A 17,744-nucleotide genomic window follows, 5' to 3' on the forward strand; every position below is an offset into this window, starting at 1 on the left:
GTTCATGACCTCCGTTTTTTCTCATGGTATACATCGTTGAGTCTGCCCCGGCTGATACAGACAGTATGCAAAAACCGGTTCTAATTCGCTGGTATGTTTTCATCACCATCATGACCATGATTGTCGGGCCGATGATGATCCCCATCGCGCTTCGGGCCGGTCTGCCCATTATCGGGATTGCGGCCACCATGAACTTGTTTGGGCACGGCATTGCTTTGTCTGGGGACTTTGTCATTCAAGGGGCGCCCAAGTTGACAGGTTCTGCTGCCGGGGTCGGCGTATTGGCCATTTTGAAGGCGAGCATCCCGCTGGTGATTGCCACCGGCCTCGTCAGCACTCTGCTCTCCTTTTGGATGCTACGACGAGACATGAAAAAGGGGCGTATCGTCGCGAAGTCTACCTCAACCGCCTCTCTGCGAACGGATTTTGGGGCTGCTGCGAAGTTTGCCGCCGTCGTTGTACCGCTCACTTTTCTGGCAACGATTGCGACCACCGTGACCATTGGGCTGAAGGGAGATGACGCGACGGCCTTGGTTGGCGGCGCCAGCCTACTGTTGTTCATCGTCATCGCGTTCTTGGAATACCGGATGAAGGCGTACGAAGCGGTGATGAAAAAATTGCAGGAAGGATTCACGTTTTCCATTAACATCTTTGCGCCGGTGATTCCGATAGCAGGATTTTTCTTCATGGGATCTCCGGAAGTGTCCCCGCAGATTCTCGGCCAGGGTGCACCAGGATATTTGTTCGATCTCGGGAAAGCGCTTGCTGCCCACGTGCCGTTGTCGGTCATTCCCGTGGCCATCATTGTCGTCCTGGTGGGTATCATTGCAGGACTGGATGGATCCGGGTTTTCTGGGTTGGTGCTGGTCGGTACTTTGGCACAGGCGCTTGGAACGCCGGTTGGTGCCAATATTGCGGTACTCGCTGCGCTGGGGCAGATGGGTTCCGTGTGGAGCGGCGGCGGTACCCTGGTGCCATGGGGCGTCCTGGATGTGTCTGGCGTGACCGGATGTAGTCCAGAGGCATTGACCCGGCGAAACTTCATTCCGGTCATGGCGGGCCTGGCTGTCGCCACGGTTGTCGCCATTGTACTGATGTAGCATCCGTCGCGGCAGGTTCGTCGATGGAACTGATGGGGCCCATCTACGTTTCCTGTGCAACGGATGAGACGGTTTTGGAAAAGATGTGTACGATGGACCAACTGCATTTCGATGCAGTTGGTTTTGGATGCACGCGGATAAGAGTGCTATCATACAGACAGCAATCAAAGTGGTTGCAAGGGGTGAAGAGAATGAAATTTGACACAGTGGATCAATTGTCTGTCAACGCCTTGCGTGCGTTGTCCATCGATCAAGTGGAACAGGCGAACTCTGGCCATCCAGGGTTGCCCATGGGAGCAGCACCCATGGCCTACGTGTTGTGGTCGAAGTTCCTCAATGTGAATCCAAAGAACCCTTCCTGGGCGAACCGCGACCGGTTTGTCCTTTCGGCAGGGCACGGGTCTGCACTGTTGTACAGTCTGCTGCATCTGTCAGGGTATGATCTGTCCATTGACGACTTGAAGCAATTTAGACAATGGGGATCGAAAACGCCTGGACATCCCGAGTTCGGTCACACAGCCGGTGTGGATGCCACGACCGGTCCGCTCGGACAGGGGATCTCGATGGCGGTCGGCATGGCCATGGCGGAGCGTTTTCTGGCCGCAACCTTCAATCGACCGGGCTACGACCTGATGGATCACTACACGTACGTGCTGTGCGGCGATGGCGATTTAATGGAAGGTGTTGCGTACGAAGCCGTTGCGCTGGCTGGGCACCTGAAACTGAACAAGCTCATCGTGCTGTACGATTCGAACGACATTTCGTTGGACGGGCCGTTGGAATGGTCGTCTACCGAAGACGTGGCAGCCCGGTTCCGCGCTTGCGGATGGAACGTACTGCGGGTAGAAGATGGCAACAATCTGGAGGAAATTTACGCAGCCATCGAACAAGCGCGCCGCGTCACTGACAAGCCGACGATGATTGAGGTCAAGACCATCATTGGATACGGGGCGCCGACGAAGCAGGGTACGGCGGCTGCGCATGGTAGTCCGCTCGGTGCTGACGAAGCACAGAAAGCAAAGGCGACGTACGGCTGGAATCATGATCCGTTTTACGTGCCGGATGAGGTGCGCGAGCGTTTCAAGGTGATTGCGAAGCGCGGTGCACAATTGGAGGCAGACTGGGAGGCCAAGCTGAAGCAGTACGGCCAGGCGTTCCCGGAAGAGGCGCAGAAGTTCGACGATGCGCTGCACGGAAAGGTTCGCGTCGATTGGGACGCTGCGCTGCCGTCGTTTGAAGGTGCCGTGGCGACACGCGACGCGTTTGGCAAAATTGTCAACGCGATTGCACCACATATTCCGCATTTGGTGGGCGGGTCCGCGGACTTGTCCGGATCGAACAAGACATTGATGAAGGACCTTGGCCACTTTAAAGCGGGTTCGTACGAAGGAAGGAACTTCTTCTACGGAGTGCGCGAACACGCGATGGGCGCAATCCTCAACGGAATGGCCTTGCACGGTGGCATCATACCGTTTGCTGGTACGTTCCTGGTGTTCAGCGACTACTTGCGGCCGGCGTTGCGGTTGTCCGCGTTGATGAAGCAACCGGTCATTCACATTTTCACGCACGACAGCATCGCCGTTGGTGAAGATGGACCGACGCACGAGCCTATCGAGCAACTGGCTGCACTCCGGTTGATCCCTGGGTTCAAGGTATTCCGCCCAGCGGACGCCACTGAGACAGGCCTCGCGATCCGCTATGCGTTGGAGCATCGGGATGCACCCGTGGCGCTTGCACTCACGCGGCAGAAAGTGCCGACACTGGACGAGGTCAAGGCCAACCGTGCAGGTTTCGAGCGCGGTGGATATGTGTTGTATCAGCATGGAAATGGCGACCAGTTGATCCTCATGGCCAGTGGTTCGGAAGTGCAGTGGACGCTTGCTGCGGGTAAACAACTTGCGGCACGGGGCGTCGCAGTGAGAGTCGTGAGCATGCCGTGCCTCGATGTGTTCGATGAACAGGATGAAGCGTACAAGGAAAGCGTGCTGCCATCCCACGTCACCAAACGCCTGGCCATTGAGATGGCGCATCCGATGCCCTGGTACAAATATGTCGGTAGTCAGGGCCGCGTGTTCGGCATCGATAGGTTTGGCGCTTCGGCACCTGGGGACATTGTGGTGGAAAAGTACGGATTTACCTTGGAAAATGTGCTGTCCATTGCCCAGTCCGTGTTGAACGGGCAATAACAGACGGATCAAATGAGGCGTGCCACCCACAGGGGGCACGCCTTTCTTGATGATGGGATTTGCGTTCAACGTCCCATGGTCACTTTGCGAATGATTTTGTCCACCGCGCGGGTGGGTAAAATGCCTTTCACCACGGGCATCACCTTGGAGTCAAACGGGACGGCGTACCGTGGTTTTGGCGACGGAGACTTCACAGCCTGTAGCACGGCTTTGGCGATGACAATCGGTTTTGCTCCGCGGTCGGACGCGCGGTCCTTTCGGAACTTCTCGTACGCGGCCTTATAGTGAGAGTCCGGGGACACCCACTCTGCAATGGATTGCACCAAGGTGTTGCCGAAGTTGGTTTGGATGCTACCGGGGGCCACCGTGATGACATCGATGCCAAATGGACGTAACTCCATGCGCATGGCGTCCGAGATGGATTCGACAGCGTGTTTGCTGGCCGTATAGGCACCCATCAACGGGACGGTCACCTTTCCGACGACCGATGAGATGTTCACGATTTTCCCATGGCTCCGCTTCTGCATCTCTGGCAAAAACGCCTGTGTCACAGCGACGAGACCAATGACGTTGGTCTCGAACTGTCTGCGCAACCGCTCAATCGGAATTTCCGCCATGGCACCGCCTTCCGCGTATCCCGCGTTGTTGACGAGTACATCCACGCCGTAGCCATTGGTTAACGCCAAGACTTCGTCTCGCAATTTGGCAATCGAGGCCTCGTCGCTCACGTCTGCCACCACCTGGCGGATGGTTACGTTTCCTCGTTCCGCCGCTTGCTGTACTTTTTGCAGTTTTTCTTCCGACCTCCCAGTCGCAATCACCTGGTAGCCTTCCAAGGCAAACAGCACCGCGGTTGCCAAGCCGATGCCGCTTGTGGCACCTGTGATCAAGACCCATTGCGGCTTCGTCATGTCCATCCTCCCATTCCCAGATTATTGTTTCCGGATTTCTTCGCTCTCCCTCAACAATGGCCCGAGATGCTCCTTGGTGCCGGCAACGACAAAGCGAATGAGGCTGTCTTCAAACGCCTTCCTATCCTCCGCTGCGATGTGATTGGCTGCGTAGTGGGTCATGTTTGCAACCAGCGAGATCAACATCGCCACCGTCCATTCGACTTTGGGCAGGTCAAGGGGGCGGGCTTGGCCGTACAGCTTGGTGCGGCGCCGTTCCAACGCCTGCACAAGCAAACCGCCCAGCTTGGAGTACAGGGCTTCTTCCCGTTTGCGCAAAAACGCTTCGCCGCCGCCGGAAAAGAAGACACTGATCATCGATTCATCGTCGTTGTCAAACATGCGAAAAACAGCATGCACCACTTCTATGGTACATGCTTCTACGTCTTCCACTTCTTCCAGAATGGGGGCGATACGTTTCCAGGTTTCTGATACCACTTCGTCAAACAGACAGGACAGCAAGTCCTCCAAGGAAGAGAAGTGGAGGTAGAATGTACCGCGAGCGACGTTGCTCTCTTTGATGACATCTGCGATGGTGATGTGATCATAGCCGCGTTCTTGAAACAACGCCTTCGCCACGCGCAGAATGTGGGCCCGCCGCTGTTCTTTCGTCATGGGTTGTCGCATCCGGGTGCCTCACCGTCCTTGAGCGTTTTCGGTTGTTTCGATTTCGCGAGTTCCTTGTAATAGTCCGCAATCAGTGAAAGCACTTTCTGGGTCAGTGGTTGTCCGTCTAACGCGTCCGGATAAGCAATAAACGTCGGGCGTGTCCACGCGGGATCCGACATAGGAATCACCGAAATTTGTTTGAACGCAGCGTCTCCGAGTGTGCGGCGCGGCAAGAACGACACGCCGAGGCCATGGCTCACCATCGCCTTGATGCCGTCAATACTGTCTAGCTCCGCGCGAATGGTAGGAAACACGTTGGACTCAGCCAACAGCTTCATGACGCGTTTCCGGAACGGAGATGACGAGCGCCCAAATGCAACAAATGGTTCGTTGGCGAGCGCGCGGACACCCGGAAAGTTGTAAACCAAGTGGTGTTTCAGCGGAACGACCAAGTCAATCGCATCCGGCAGAAATTCCACCAGCTTCACGTGCGGATGGTATATGGGTTCGCCGAGAAAACAAAAGTCCACCTGGTGTGCTAGCAGCGCGTTGACCATATCGTCGTACAAGCCCATTCTGACCTTCAGGTGGACGGTCATGTGTTTGGAGATTCGGAGCAAGCACTGCGGAACGTCTACCGAAACGAAGGCGCGCCCGGACATAATGCGTAATGTGGGTGTTTCTGTCTGGTCCGGATGCAGCATTTGTTGTTCCAACGACACCATGTGTTCAGCCAACGGTAAGAACCGCTGACCGGCGGCGGTGAGTTGGACGCCGTTCGCCGTGCGCACAAACAGTTCGTAACCAAGCGTCCGTTCGAGTCGTTGCAAGCGCGTGGTGACGGTCGATTGTGACATAAATAGTTGTTCTGCTGTCCTGGATATGGAACCCAGGCGCGCGATGGCCAAAAACAGCGCGATATCTTTGGTGTCCACAAAAACTCCTCACTTGCGCCAGCAATTTAGGAAATTATAGCATTCGGCAAAATCGCGATTCAACTTGGAGCAGGTCGCAAGGTGCACGCCACGGATGGGACAGCCCATTTCGGTAGAAACAGGCGTGGGAATCGTGTGAAAAGTTTATGAATTATCAGAATTTATATTGCCGAAGTATTTCCCGCCGCTTATAATGACACCAATATTAGCATCTTGTGAAACGTGCCAGTCAATAGGAGGTGACATGCATGCCAGAGAAGGTGGAACATCAGCACTGCTCTATCTGCGGAGATCCACTGTACCGCGTCGAAGAGCGATTGAACGCGCTTTGTGAACATTGCACAGACGCGTGGGAGCGTGAGAACGAAACCCAGTGGTAGGTGGAGCTGGACAAGGGAGGTCCATGGGGCCGTGCAAACCTCTAAGCGGAAAAAGGCGTAGATCCGATGCGGATCTGCGCCTTTTACTTGGGTGATTTCATGCGAGCAACGCATCGCCTTCCACCTCAATGGCTTTATCGATGGTCGCGCCACCCAAACAGACGTCGCCGTCGTAGAAGACAACTGACTGTCCCGGAGTGATGGCCCGCTGTGGCTGATCAAAGACCACGCGGCACACGTCATCTTCCATGTACACCGTGGCTTTCTGATCCGGCTGCCGATAGCGGATCTTCGCGGTACATGTGAACGTACGCGCGGGAGCCTCCCCGCGCACCCAGTGCATATCTGTAGCGAGCAACGCCTTGGCGAACAATTTTGGGTGATTATGCCCCTGTGCCACCAATAGCACATTGTTCTCGAGGTCCTTTCCGACGACGAACCATGGTTCGCCAGTACCGGAGCCACCAATTCCGAGTCCTTGGCGTTGCCCGATGGTGTAGTACATCAGCCCATGGTGCGTGCCCTTGTACTCTCCGTCCAAAGTGCGGATTTCTCCGTCTTGTGCAGGCAGGTAGTGGCTGAGAAACTCCCGAAAGTTTTTTTCACCAATGAAGCAAATCCCTGTGCTGTCCTTCTTCTTGGCGGTTGGCAACCCTGCTTCCGCCGCGATTTCGCGCACTTTGGGCTTTGGCAGATGGCCAATCGGGAACATGGTTTTCTGCAGCGCCTCCTGGCCCACCATGTACAGAAAGTACGTCTGGTCCTTGTTCGGATCTGCCCCGCGAAGGAGATCCACCCTTCCGTCCACGTTGCGCACCTGTGCGTAGTGTCCGGTTGCCAGGTAGTCGGCACCGAGGTCAATGGCACAGTGCAGCAATTCCTTAAATTTGATTTCGCGGTTACACAACACGTCCGGATTCGGTGTTCGCCCTCGCTGGTATTCCTCAAGAAAATATTTGAACACGCGGTCCATGTACTCGCGCTCAAAATTGACACTGTAGTATGGAATGCCGATATGATCACAGACCTTGCGCACGTCTTCGAAGTCGTCTGTCGCTGTGCAGTGACCGAATTCGTCCGTGTCATCCCAGTTCTTCATAAATACCCCGATGACGTCGTACCCCTGTTGCTTCAGCAGCAACGCAGTGACAGACGAATCCACACCGCCGGACATGCCGACCACGACCTTGGTCTGCTCTGGCGGCTTCGTCATGTTGTTCACCTCCGCGCCCTGCGTACGGGCGTACTCATAGTGTGTCCCGAGTCGCCCGAGGAGTCAAGTGATGGAAGGGCTCCTTGTCTGTTGCCGTCCACGAACGGGTAGAAAAACGCTACAATAAGAAATGGCCAGGTCAGCAAGTGGGCGAGTTTCTTCTGCAATTCGAGGGAACCTAACCTGAATCACGTGGGAGCAACAAGGTCGACGTACCTTCAGGGAACAGTTCAAGCAGTTCCGGCAGAGATCTGATGATGTGGACTGCGCCTTGCAGTTCCTCCGCCTTGCCGAATCCGACGAAGTCGCACCCGATGCAGGGGATTCCGTGAGCCGCGGCGGCTTCAACGTCTGATTGTCGGTCACCGACCATCACTGCGTTTTCTTTTGCAAAGCGTTGGAAGTGCCGCTCCAATATGTCGGCCTTTTTGCGGCCGTTCACGCTTCCCAGGCAGAGGGGAGCCGTAAAAAATTTACGGATTCGCTGGCCGTCCAGCACGGCATCCAGATACTGTGTGCCGCAGTTGCTGGCCACGGTCAGCACATGACCGCGACGGTGCAGTTCACTCAGCACTTCGCGGGCGTGTGGGAGCAGGATGTCCTCTTGGAAGATGTTTTTTGCAACGAGGTGTTCGGTGTATGTCAGCGCGGCCATTCGCTGTTCTGGAGTGGCGTCCGGCATCAGCGTTACCCAGATTTGCCTGTCCGGCATGCCAAATGTCTGCTTCATCGTTTCTTCGGACGGCACGGGGACGCTGGCCACGTGTTGAATCGCTTCTCTGTAAGCGGGTAAAACAAGTTTCGAGGAATCAATGAGTGTCCCGTCTAAATCGAATATAATAGTCGCCATGGAACCAGTATAAAGTCTGATTCCAGGTGAAGCAAAAAGGGTGGAGATGACAGATGAAAATTGGATTGATTGGCCTTGGTAAGATGGGCTATCACTTGGGACTGAACATGATGGACCATGGTCATCAGGTGGCAGCGTACGATGTAAATGAAGATGCAGTGAAACGCTTTGCCGAGGATGGCGGACAGGGAATGCATTCCATCGAAGAGATGGTACATTCGCTGCCCACGCCTCGCATTGTCTGGCTGATGGTGCCGCAAGGGAAAATCATCGACGATTTGTTGGACACGCTGGTACCACTGTTGGCCAAAGGGGACATTATCATTGAGGCCGGGAACTCCTATTACAAGGACAGTGTGCGGCGAGCGGAAATGCTGCAAAAGAAGGGCCTGCACTACTTTGATGTAGGCACGTCCGGGGGGATTGAAGGAGCGCGTCACGGTGCATGCTACATGATTGGCGGAGACAAGGACGTATTCCCCGTGATTGAACCGCTCTTTCGCGACACTGCAGTTCCAAACGGATACCTCTACACCGGACCTTCGGGAAGCGGGCATTACGCCAAGATGGTGCACAACGGCATTGAGTACGGTATGATGGCTGCCATTGGCGAAGGATTCGAAGTGCTCGACAAGAGCCGGTATGTTTACGATTACGAAAAACTCGCGCGAGTTTGGTCCAACGGCTCCGTGATCCGCGGCTGGCTGATGGAGTTGACCGAGCGCGCGTTTTCCAAGGATCCCAAGTTGGATGCCATCAAAGGCGTGATGCATTCGTCCGGAGAAGGTAAGTGGACCGTGGAGGAAGCATTGGATCTGCAGGTGGCTGCTCCGGTCATTGCGCTCTCTTTGATGATGCGTTATCGCTCATTGGAAGACGACACGTTTACGGGGAAAGTCGTCGCGGCGCTGCGCAACGAATTCGGTGGGCACGCGGTTGAGAAAAAATGATTATTGGATTTGGCTTTGGAAGTCCTCTGACGGCGCTGTTGATGCTGATTCTCACCAGCGCCGTCAGTTACGGACTGTTCCGGTGGATACGGAACAGTCGTTGGGACCGAACTCCTCCTGAACAGCGCCGCGAGCAGTTGCGACGGTACTACTACGAACAAAGAGAACTCGCACGCAGAATGGCGCGCGAGTTCGACTTGTCCGATGAGGAGATTGAGCAGAAAATCGACGATGAACTGAGGCGTCGGTGACCTTACTGGCCGGTCTCTTCGGCAATCAGGATGACGCGGGCAGGTGCAGCGTCCAGCCCTTGAAGGGCGAGCGGGGCAGCTACCATCAGGTATGTACCGACTGGCACTTCAGCTAGGCGCAACCCCTCGATAATCACGGCCTGCGCAGCAAACAACGCTTTGTGCGTGGGATGCCCGGGCTGGCTTCGCTCGATACCGAGCCCGTCGATGCCGACGCCGGCCACTTTTTTCTCGGCGAGGTACTTGGCGCCGTCCTCCTTCAAGTAGATAAACTCCGGATTGAACGCTGTATCCCACGAATTTTTGGTTTTGAATAGAAGAAAATCCCCTTCGGCAATAGGCAGGTTCGCCAGATCTGACTCGGTAATCCCATCCGTGACGGATGTGAGGTCCAGCACTTTACACTCGCGAACCAGTTCGTTCAGCCCCACCGTTTCGATGGTGGGGCCGTCTTTCACCATATGCAACGGAGCGTCGACGTGCGTGCCACAGTGCACGTCGAGGCAAACCCGGGTCTCACGGACGGACCCGGTGTCAAAGTTGCTGGTGATTTGAAATGACGGCTGTTTTTCCGGTTTGTTCTTGTACACAGGCATGCCTTCGTAAATCGGCATGGATACGTCGTAAATGCGTTTTTTCACAAGATCACCTCTCGAGACTTTGCCCAAATGTGTGCTCTGCCTTGACGTTGGCGGGCAGTTTTTGCCCATACACAGGCCACCATGAGAACCCGTCTTGCATCAGCAGTTGGTCTGACGCGCGAGGTCCCCAGGTGCCTGCGGCGTAGTGATGCAAAGGCAAAGAGTCGGAGCGGAACGCGTCGGCAATCGGATCGACAAACTTCCACGCGAGGGAGACTTCGTCCCACCGGGTGAAGAACGTGGAGTCGCCGTCCATGGCGTCGTACAACAGACGCTCATACGCTTCTGGAGAATTTTTCAAGGATTGACTGAACTCCATCATGACGGGAACCACCGTTTCATCCGTGCCAGGCTTTTTGGCATTGAGCTGGAGGTACATGCCTTCTTGCGGATTCACGCGGATGACCAACAGGTTTGGCCCGAGTGTTCCGTCCCGGTTAAAGTACAGGTTTTTCGGCATGTCGCGAAACTGAACGACGATTTCTGTGGCTTTCGCCGCCATGTGCTTGCCGGTGCGAATGTAAAAGGGCACGCCTGCCCAGCGGAAGTTGTCAATGTACAAGCGCGCTGCCACGAACGTCTCCGTCGTGGAGGAAGGCGATACGTTGGGTTCATCGCGGTACGCTTTGACAGGCTTGCCATTAATCTGACCCGCGTCGTATTGTCCGCGAATGACATGTTGTGCGACTTCGTCCGGTGTATAGCGGCGCAAGGACCGTAACACTTTTACTTTTTCGTCGCGAATGGCCTCCATTTTCAGGCGGCTCGGGGGCTCCATCGCCACCATCATGACCATTTGCAACATGTGGTTCTGCACCATGTCCCTCAGTGCACCGGATTTTTCGTAGTACGATGCCCGGTCCTCAACACCCACCGTTTCACTGGACGTGATTTGGACGTTCGCAATCGCCCGGTTGTTCCACAACGGTTCAAAAATCGAGTTGGCAAAACGGATGACTTCAATATTCTGCACCATTTCCTTACCCAGGTAATGGTCAATGCGGTAAATCTCCTCTTCTTCAAACACCTGGCGCAGTTCGTCGTTCAGCACCTTCGCGGACTGAAGGTCGTGACCGAACGGTTTTTCGATAATCAGCCGCCGCCAGCCACTGGCTGCACTTAAACCGGATGCTTTCAAGTTGAGCGCCACTTGTCCAAAGAAGTTGGGCGCCATGGCCAGGTAGAAAATGCGCTGCTCCGGCAGGCTGAATTGGTGTTCCACCGCTTCCACTCGCTGTTTGAGCTTCTGGAAATCCTCTGGGTTGGTGGCGTCCAGTTTGGAATAGAAGAAACGTTGTATGAACTCGGTGAACGCCTTCTCGTTCATCTTGGTCCGAGAAAACTTGTCGACAGCAGATTTCACTTCTTGGCGAAACGCATTGTCGTCAAAGTCGGTTCTCGCAACGCCAATCACAGCAAAATTGTCCGGCAGCAGCTTGTCCACAAACAGGCTGTACAGTGCCGGAAACAATTTGCGGTGCGCCAAGTCTCCGGTCGCACCAAACAAAATAAACGTATGTGGCGGGGCCTGACGGGAGTCCGTGGCCGCCCCGCTCACTTCTGATACGTTGGTCCATGTCATTGTCACTACAATTCACCCTTTGCAAAGGTCCGTTTCCACTGTATTGTAACCACTTCTGCCGACATTGTACCACCTTGAGCCAAGATATCAGAGGCTACAGCTCCGTGACTTGCTGGACCACCCAGATTCCTTTCGGACCTTGACGCTCGGGCTGATACAGCTCCACCAAGTACGTGCAGGTACGATGACGGACGCGAACAACGGCGTGTTGCAGACCGGACCCGGGGTCAAAGTATTGTTCGACGAAGGTGTAGACGTCGTCCGGGCGGAACCCCAGATTGCGTGTACCCACCTCTTGCGCGGTTCGAACCGGACTGAGTCTCCACAAGTTGCGACCGGCGTCAGCCGCTTGCTGAATTCGGTGGTAGTTTTCGCCGGGCAGTTCTACGAAGCCCGTGGACACTTCGGGACAAGGCATGCTTCCATCCACCCTTCCATGGATTTCACAGGATTCCACTCGTGTGGGTCGGCCGTGGTACATTGTATGTAAGCAAGGCGGGTGTGACACGAGGCAGGTGCCTAGCGTCCACCGTGAAGGAGGCGATGTAGATGAGTTTCAACGGACACGGCAAGACGGCAGTCATCACAGGGGCTAGTTCAGGAATTGGGGCAGCCACCGCAGTGGCGCTGGCGGAAGCAGGATTTCGACTCGCGCTCGGTGCTCGGCGAACGCAGAAGCTGGAACAGCTGGCGGAGGAACTGCAACAACGTACCGGACAGCGTCCGTTCATCCAAGCGTTGGACGTCACGTCTCCGAACTCGAGTCAGCACTTCATTGAGGAAGTGGTGCGTGAACTCGGGCACATCCACGTCTTGGTCAACAATGCGGGGCTTGCTCGTGGGGTGACGCACATCGCTGATGCGGACGATAAGGACGAGGAAGACTGGCGCGAGATGATGGAAACCAACGTGATGGGGTTGCTACGCGTCACGCGACTTGCCTTGCCGCATATGTTGAAGGCTGGCAGTGGGCACGTCATTAACCTTGGCTCCATTGCAGGGCGCGAAGCCTACGCGGGAGGATCCGTATACTGTGCCACCAAATTTGCTGTTCGCGCGATTACAGAAGCGCTTCGTCAGGAATTGCTGGGCAAGCCTATCCGCGTCACGACCATTGATCCAGGTATGGTGGAGACGGAGTTTTCCATCGTTCGCTACCACGGAGACGAAGCAAAGGCAAATGAGGTTTACGCTGGCATGACCCCGCTGACTGCGGAAGACATTGCGGACTGTGTCCTGTTTGTTGCAACACGGCCCGCGCACGTCAATATCGACGCCATTATTGTCAAACCGGTAGATCAGGCCGGCGCTGGGAAAGTGGCTCGCCGCAGCTAAGCAGATACCGACTTGAGCGTTTTTGCAACATTCTGCTAGAGCGGTTCAGCACGCATTGATGTTGCTCGCGTTTTGCAAATCGCTGACATACCCATGGGAGGGGAGCGCGTGTGTTAATCACTGCATCCGAACTGGCAGCTGTGGTATCCGATGCGGATACTGTCGTGTTTGACTGCCGATTTCGCCTCGGAGATCCAACCGACGGACGGAATCGCTACCTGGCGGGGCACATTCCGGGCGCGTATTACTTAGACCTGGAGCAAGATCTCTCTGGACCGAAACAAGCACACGGCGGTCGCCATCCACTGCCGGACTCACAGCAGCTGGCCGACAAATTGTCCGCAGCGGGTGTGACCAAAACGGCCCGCGTCGTGGTGTACGACGATGGAGAAGGGATGGCGCCACGCGCATGGTGGCTGATCCGGTACCTCGGTCACGAACACTGTGTCATCCTCGATGGAGGCTATCGCGCTTGGCTTGCGCAAGGGCTGCCGACGGATACGACCATTCCACAGCCTCGCCCGGGTGACTTTCCGCTGTCTATTCACCGCGATTGGATTGTCTCTATGGCTGACATTGAGAAGATGGTGTATCAGCCGGGAGCGGCGACGTTGGTGGATGCCCGGGCTCCAGAACGCTACCGCGGGGACGTGGAGCCTATTGATCCGGTGGCTGGCCACATCCCGCACGCTGTGAACCGACCGTGGACGGACGGTGTGAATGAGGACGGGACGTGGAAGTCCCCCGAGCACCAACGGAGCCGATTTCAAAATCTCGGTCGACCCACGGATGTGGTGATGTACTGCGGGTCGGGTGTAACGGCCTGCGCAAACTTGTTTGCCATGGAACTGGCTGGTTTGTCCGGTGCAAAACTCTATCCAGGAAGTTGGAGCGATTGGTGCTCGTACCCGGATCACCCGGTTGAAACTGGGGATGCAGGGACAGACCGTAACGAACAGTAAGGTACGTCAAGAACAAGGAATTTTGAGGATGACTCGCGAAATACAAGCGAGTCATCCTTTTCATTTTCATCAGAGATTTGCGAATGTGTGGATTGGGAAATTCTATATTTTTTCCCGGTGAACACCGAATCGCTACACCGCTATCTCACGTTATCATGTGGGGTGCGTTCACATCCAGTGTAACGTACCGACCTGTTCACACGTCTCATAGCACAGCGAGAGGAGTAGATAGTGTGAATGGTTTTGTTCCGACGCCAGAACCCGTGTCAAGGCCCTTGTCGCGGAAACGAAAACGTGAACAACGGAGAATGCAGAGGCGCAGGAGAGCACTGCGCTGGGTGTTTGGAAGCATATTCACGATGGCGGTACTCATTGCGGCGCTGGTGACCGCCGGTTTCGCCACGCCGTGGGGACGCAGTATTCGTTTGACAGCTGCTGAAACGGTGATTACAACGCGCCACGCGTACTTGGCACACTTTCTGACCACGCCAGCAGAGTACAGCCAGTTGTGGGCGGCGTTACACCAGGCTCCCAAAAACACGAATGTGCCGAGCTATGTGCACGTAGTGTCAGACACCACGCCATCTTCGCCGATAGAAGTTCTCCCGTTGTCCGGCAACGGCTGGAACGGCTATGCCATGCTGGTACACAACCCGAAACTTGTTCGACTGGTGACCGCCCACGTACACAACGGTATGGGTGAGTATATCAGTGACATGGTCAAACACACGGGCGCATTGGCAGGCACAAACGCCAGCGGATTCGAAGATCCGAAGGGCGCGGGGTGGGGTGGAACCCCGGTCGGCCTCGTGATGACTGGCGGTCAGGTGGTACAATGGCCCAAAGGCACGAATGATTGGACCACGGTGGGCTTTACCAAAGACGGCGTGATGGTGATGGGGCAGTACAGCGTTGCCCAGCTCCAGCGAATGGGCGTTCGCGACGCCATGCAGTTCCACCCCGAGCTCGTGGTGGACGGCAAGCCCATGATCACGTCCGGCACGGGCGGTTGGGGATACGACCCACGCACGGCCATCGGCCAACGGAAGGATGGTACGGTGATTTTCATCGTCATCAACGGCCGTTTTAAAGGCGGATCGGGCATGGGTGCCAGCCAACGCCAAGTGCAGGATGAGATGCTGAAGTTGGGCGCGGTGAACGCGTGTGCGATGGACGGGGGATCGTCCAGCGTTTTGTATAAGGATGGAGAGATTGTCAACTCGCCGTCGACCACAGACCCGAACCATCAGCGCCACTTGCCAGACGCATGGCTGGTCTTTCCGTCCGCCGAAGCGGCTGACGCGTACGGCCCGTAAGGACCGCGGTTGCGGACTGAACCCGGCCATTTTCGCGCTGGCCCAGCCGAGTTGAGGAAGGGAGATGCATATGGCGAACACGGAACAGACAGTGGCACAGTTTCGGGACTACTTGAAGCAGATTCTGCACTACGAGGAAGCACTGTCCTTAATGTACTGGGACTTGCGCACCGGGGCGCCGAAAAAGGGAGTTCCGCTGCGTGCAGAAGCGATTGGAACACTGTCTGAGGAAGTTTTTTCCCGCAACACATCGCCGCAAATGGAAGAATACCTGAATCAGCTGACCGATCCGGCAGTGTACACTACGCTGGATCCGGTGATGCAGGCGACGGTGCGCGAGGTCAAAAAGCAGTTTGACCGCACAAAGAAGATTCCCATTGACCGCTACAAGGAATACGTGATGCTGACGTCGCAGGCCGAATCGGTATGGGAAGACGCCAAGCACACCAACAACTTTGCGCTGTTCCGACCGTACCTTGAGAAGATTGTGGCGATGAACATTGAATTCGCCGGCTACTGGGGGTACCAGGACAACCGCTACGATACGTTGTTAGATCAATACGAACCTGGCATGACAGTCAAGCAGTTGGACAAATTGTTTGGCGACCTGCGCGGCGACCTGGTGGCGCTCGTTCAGCGGATTGTCGATTCCGGGATTCGCCCAGATGTGCGGCCGTTCTTGGGATACTTTCCGAAGGACAAACAGCGACAACTTGCGCTGTCTATGTTAGAAAAACTGGGTTACGACTTCGACGCAGGCCGTCTGGATGAGACCGTCCATCCGTTTGAGACCACTATCAATCGATTTGACGTTCGCGTGACGACGAACTACAACGAACGCGATGTTCGCACGGCACTGTTTGGCGTCATCCACGAATGTGGGCATGCGCTCTACGAGCAGGGGATTTCCACAGATCTCATGGGTACGCCGTTGTGCACGGGAGCTTCCATGGGGATTCACGAATCGCAATCGCTGTTCTTCGAGAACATCATTGGCCGCTCGCGGGAGTTCTGGGAAGCCCATTACGATGAACTGAAGAACGTGTTTCCTTCCTTCCACGAGGTGTCTTTGGACGCCTTCTACCGCGGCATCAACGACGTCCACCCTTCGTTCATTCGCGTTGAAGCAGATGAGGTTACGTACGCGCTGCACATCATGATCCGATACGAACTGGAGAAGGCGCTCATCAACGAAGAACTGAAGGTTGCAGATGTGCCGGAAGTCTGGCGAAGCAAGATGAAGGAATACCTCGGGGTTGTTCCGGAAACCGACAGTCAGGGTGTATTGCAGGATGTGCACTGGGCGGGCGGCTCGTTTGGGTACTTCCCGTCTTACGCACTGGGGTACATTTACTCGGCGCAGTTCCGCCATGCGTTGGCCAAGGAGATGCCAGATTTCAGGGAGCGCATCCGCAGCGGCAACGTGCTGGACGTGCGCCAGTGGTTGAAGGAGAACATCCACCGCCACGGGAAAATGCTGACGCCAAGGGAGATTGTCAAATCGGTGACGGGCGAGGAGATTGATTCCCGCTACTTGGTCGACTACTTGAACGAGAAGTATCTGCCGCTGTACCAGGGATAATTTGGTCAGCCATCGATGACATGGCGACGAACTTTCTTGGAATTTTGCATTGGTGAAAGCGATGGTAAACGCTCGTCTCCACAGAGACGAGCGTTTTTGACACCTTGTAACGAAAGGATTACGATTTGTCTTGTGACACGAAATCGTTCTGTTTCTGCTTGTCACGACGTGGCGAGTGGGAGTCGAAAAAGGAGGGCGGCTTGTGGGTACGCTGATGGCTGTTTTTGCACATCCGGACGATGAAACGTTCATGTGCGGCGGAACCCTTGCCAAGTCGGCCTCGGAAGGTCATCGGACCGTTCTTCTCTGTGCAACCAAAGGAGAGATGGGGCGCAGGCTCGGCGTTCCGCTTGTTGCGACGCGGGAATCGCTGCCGCGTCTGCGCGAAGCAGAAATGGTCAAGGCCTGTCAGGCACTCGGAGTGGCACGGTTGGAATGGCTCGGGCTGCGAGACAAGACGTTAGAGTTCGTGCCGCCCGAGGCATTGGCTTCTCAGATACTTCGTTACATGCAAGAGGAAAAACCGGACGTCGTCATTACCTTTCACGAACAGCTCGGTGGTCATCCGGATCACTGCGCCATCGGCGCTGCGACCATCCGGGCGTTTGCAGACTACCAATGGGAACATCCCACAGCGGCGTTGTTTTTTGCCGTCTGGCCAGACATCGCGAAGCGGCCGGGGGACTACGGCTTGAACCAACCGCACGTTGTAGAGGTGGATGTCTCAGGTCATTTGCAGTCCAAGTTGTCCGCTTACCGGGCACATCGGACGCAGTCGCAGCAGATGCGCTGGATCTGGCGGAACGACGCCGAAAGTAACGGGCGTCTGGCACGTCGCGAGTATTTCATTGCCCACAGTCCTCAGGTGACGCAGCGCGTGCGGAAAGGGCTGTTTGCGTAAC

18 protein-coding genes are annotated in these 17,744 nt (G+C 55.7%); 10 read left to right on the forward strand and 8 right to left on the reverse strand.

The genetic code is table 11. From position 1 onward, the window contains the following. Window positions 1-65 precede the first annotated feature (65 nt). Together YWK_RS17670 and tkt are read left to right on the forward strand one after the other, a co-directional pair. On the forward strand, window positions 66-1,100 hold the full coding sequence (locus YWK_RS17670) for a hypothetical protein (protein WP_051374843.1): 1,035 nt from the start codon (window positions 66-68) through the stop codon (window positions 1,098-1,100). A 92-nt stretch (window positions 1,101-1,192) separates the two neighbouring features. Continuing rightward, window positions 1,193-3,286, forward strand: a complete 2,094-nt coding sequence (gene tkt, locus YWK_RS0101010) for a transketolase (RefSeq protein WP_342664224.1) — start codon at window positions 1,193-1,195, stop codon at window positions 3,284-3,286. Window positions 3,287-3,351: 65 nt separating this feature from the next. Here tkt and YWK_RS0101015 read toward each other — a convergent pair whose 3' ends face one another. Genes YWK_RS0101015 through YWK_RS17680 form a run of 3 tightly spaced genes read right to left on the reverse strand, consistent with a single transcriptional unit; the run spans window position 3,352 to window position 5,780 of the window. Next, complete coding sequence (locus YWK_RS0101015) at window positions 3,352-4,197, reverse strand: SDR family oxidoreductase (RefSeq protein ID WP_026963317.1); 846 nt, start codon at window positions 4,195-4,197, stop codon at window positions 3,352-3,354. A gap of 21 nt (window positions 4,198-4,218) precedes the next feature. Continuing rightward, on the reverse strand, window positions 4,219-4,863 hold the full coding sequence (locus tag YWK_RS20680) for a TetR/AcrR family transcriptional regulator (protein WP_026963318.1): 645 nt from the start codon (window positions 4,861-4,863) through the stop codon (window positions 4,219-4,221). After that, complete coding sequence (locus YWK_RS17680; protein WP_051374845.1) at window positions 4,848-5,780, reverse strand: LysR family transcriptional regulator; 933 nt, start codon at window positions 5,778-5,780, stop codon at window positions 4,848-4,850. Before YWK_RS17680 ends, YWK_RS20680 begins: the two co-directional genes overlap by 16 nt. Window positions 5,781-6,028: 248 nt before the next feature. Between YWK_RS17680 and YWK_RS22600 the strand changes: the two genes are divergently transcribed. Continuing rightward, on the forward strand, window positions 6,029-6,160 hold the full coding sequence (locus tag YWK_RS22600) for a hypothetical protein (RefSeq protein ID WP_281172214.1): 132 nt from the start codon (window positions 6,029-6,031) through the stop codon (window positions 6,158-6,160). 97 nt (window positions 6,161-6,257) lie between these two features. Here YWK_RS22600 and mnmA read toward each other — a convergent pair whose 3' ends face one another. Beyond that, complete coding sequence (mnmA, locus tag YWK_RS0101035) at window positions 6,258-7,373, reverse strand: tRNA 2-thiouridine(34) synthase MnmA (protein WP_026963319.1); 1,116 nt, start codon at window positions 7,371-7,373, stop codon at window positions 6,258-6,260. A 178-nt stretch (window positions 7,374-7,551) separates the two neighbouring features. Next, window positions 7,552-8,223 (reverse strand): HAD family hydrolase, encoded by a 672-nt coding sequence (locus tag YWK_RS17685; RefSeq protein WP_084453370.1) that lies wholly within the window; start codon window positions 8,221-8,223, stop codon window positions 7,552-7,554. 53 nt (window positions 8,224-8,276) lie between these two features. Between YWK_RS17685 and gnd the strand changes: the two genes are divergently transcribed. Together gnd and YWK_RS0101050 are read left to right on the forward strand one after the other, a co-directional pair. Continuing rightward, entirely contained in the window at window positions 8,277-9,173 is an 897-nt protein-coding gene (gene gnd / locus YWK_RS0101045; RefSeq protein ID WP_026963320.1) for a phosphogluconate dehydrogenase (NAD(+)-dependent, decarboxylating), read from the forward strand. Beyond that, complete coding sequence (locus tag YWK_RS0101050) at window positions 9,170-9,424, forward strand: hypothetical protein (protein ID WP_026963321.1); 255 nt, start codon at window positions 9,170-9,172, stop codon at window positions 9,422-9,424. The genes gnd and YWK_RS0101050 overlap by 4 nt, the downstream gene beginning before the upstream one ends. A 2-nt stretch (window positions 9,425-9,426) precedes the next feature. Here the strand turns inward: YWK_RS0101050 and YWK_RS0101055 are convergent, their stop codons facing one another. The 3 genes from YWK_RS0101055 to YWK_RS0101065 all read right to left on the reverse strand — a co-directional run bounded on the left by YWK_RS0101055 (window position 9,427) and on the right by YWK_RS0101065 (window position 12,065). Next, window positions 9,427-10,038, reverse strand: a complete 612-nt coding sequence (locus tag YWK_RS0101055) for a cyclase family protein (RefSeq protein ID WP_035465749.1) — start codon at window positions 10,036-10,038, stop codon at window positions 9,427-9,429. A gap of 31 nt (window positions 10,039-10,069) precedes the next feature. Next, window positions 10,070-11,647, reverse strand: a complete 1,578-nt coding sequence (gene zwf, locus YWK_RS0101060) for a glucose-6-phosphate dehydrogenase (protein WP_084453408.1) — start codon at window positions 11,645-11,647, stop codon at window positions 10,070-10,072. Window positions 11,648-11,741: 94 nt separating this feature from the next. Continuing rightward, window positions 11,742-12,065 (reverse strand): hypothetical protein, encoded by a 324-nt coding sequence (locus YWK_RS0101065; RefSeq protein WP_026963324.1) that lies wholly within the window; start codon window positions 12,063-12,065, stop codon window positions 11,742-11,744. Window positions 12,066-12,196: 131 nt separating this feature from the next. Between YWK_RS0101065 and YWK_RS0101070 the strand changes: the two genes are divergently transcribed. The 5 genes from YWK_RS0101070 (at window position 12,197) to YWK_RS0101090 (ending at window position 17,743) form a co-directional block, all read left to right on the forward strand. Then, on the forward strand, window positions 12,197-12,982 hold the full coding sequence (locus YWK_RS0101070; protein WP_026963325.1) for an SDR family NAD(P)-dependent oxidoreductase: 786 nt from the start codon (window positions 12,197-12,199) through the stop codon (window positions 12,980-12,982). A gap of 110 nt (window positions 12,983-13,092) precedes the next feature. After that, the gene (locus YWK_RS17690) at window positions 13,093-13,944 is read left to right on the forward strand and encodes a sulfurtransferase (protein WP_035465659.1); all 852 of its coding nucleotides are present in this window, start codon (window positions 13,093-13,095) and stop codon (window positions 13,942-13,944) included. Window positions 13,945-14,177: 233 nt separating this feature from the next. Next, window positions 14,178-15,260 (forward strand): phosphodiester glycosidase family protein, encoded by a 1,083-nt coding sequence (locus tag YWK_RS17695; protein WP_169727114.1) that lies wholly within the window; start codon window positions 14,178-14,180, stop codon window positions 15,258-15,260. Between the two features lie 70 nt (window positions 15,261-15,330). Continuing rightward, complete coding sequence (locus YWK_RS0101085; RefSeq protein WP_026963326.1) at window positions 15,331-16,842, forward strand: carboxypeptidase M32; 1,512 nt, start codon at window positions 15,331-15,333, stop codon at window positions 16,840-16,842. A 202-nt stretch (window positions 16,843-17,044) separates the two neighbouring features. Further along, a complete protein-coding gene (locus tag YWK_RS0101090; RefSeq protein WP_026963327.1) occupies window positions 17,045-17,743 on the forward strand; it encodes a PIG-L family deacetylase in 699 nt (232 codons plus the stop codon). Window position 17,744: the final 1 nt, after the last annotated feature.

This window comes from Alicyclobacillus pomorum DSM 14955, assembly GCF_000472905.1.
Classification (GTDB): domain Bacteria; phylum Bacillota; class Bacilli; order Alicyclobacillales; family Alicyclobacillaceae; genus Alicyclobacillus_A; species Alicyclobacillus_A pomorum.